Raw genomic sequence first — 1171 nt, forward strand, 5'->3', positions numbered from 1 at the left:
CGGCGGATTTGCCTACCGACAAAACTTGTTACTTGGACGGACTATTCCATCAGTCCGCGTCCCTTCCCTCCTGCGTCACTCCATTGCTCGTAACGGTTTACGGCGGTACAGGAATATCAACCTGTTGTCCATCGACTACGCCTTTCGGCCTCGCCTTAGGTCCCGACTAACCCTGAGCGGACGAGCCTTCCTCAGGAATCCTTGGGTTTTCGGCGGATCAGATTCTCACTGATCTTTTCGTTACTCATACCGGCATTCTCACTTGAATACAGTCCAGCGCTCTTTCCAGTACACCTTCAATCCGTATTCAACGCTCCCCTACCCCTGATGCGCAAGGCATCAAGCCATGGTTTCGGTGGTGTGTTTAGCCCCGTTACATTTTCGGCGCAGAGTCACTCGACCAGTGAGCTATTACGCACTCTTTAAATGGTGGCTGCTTCTAAGCCAACATCCTGGTTGTCTGGGCAACTCCACATCCTTTCCCACTTAACACACACTTCGGGACCTTAACCGATGGTCTGGGCTGTTTCCCTTTTGACAATGGATCTTAGCACTCACTGTCTGACTCCCGGATATAAGTTCATGGCATTCGGAGTTTGACTGGACTTGGTAACCCTTGGCGGGCCCCGCACCCAATCAGTGCTCTACCTCCACAACTCTAAAATCCGAGGCTAGCCCTAAAGCTATTTCGGGGAGAACCAGCTATCTCCGGGTTCGATTGGAATTTCTCCGCTACCCCCACCTCATCCCCGCACTTTTCAACGTACGTGGGTTCGGGCCTCCAGTGCGTGTTACCGCACCTTCACCCTGGACAGGGGTAGATCACCCGGTTTCGGGTCTACACCTACATACTATAGTCGCCCTATTCAGACTCGCTTTCGCTGCGGCTCCGGCTTCTCACCTTAACCTTGCATGTAAACGTAACTCGCCGGTTCATTCTACAAAAGGCACGCCATCACCCCTTAATTGGGCTCTGACTTTTTGTAAGCGCACGGTTTCAGGTTCTATTTCACTCCTCTTCCGAGGTCCTTTTCACCTTTCCCTCACGGTACTGCTTCGCTATCGGTCACCAGGGAGTATTTAGCCTTGGCAGATGGTCCTGCCGGATTCATACGGGGTTTCACGTGCCCCGCACTACTCGGGATCCGTCTCGGAGGGGGCTTGCTTTCGG

Annotated in this window: 1 rRNA gene; it reads right to left on the reverse strand. The window is 53.1% G+C overall.

Annotated features, from left to right (window positions below):
• A 23S ribosomal RNA gene (locus HOP44_RS22595) occupies window positions 1-1171 on the reverse strand; the annotation flags it as partial.

This window comes from Saccharibacillus deserti, from assembly GCF_013618475.1.
GTDB lineage: Bacteria > Bacillota > Bacilli > Paenibacillales > Paenibacillaceae > Saccharibacillus > Saccharibacillus deserti.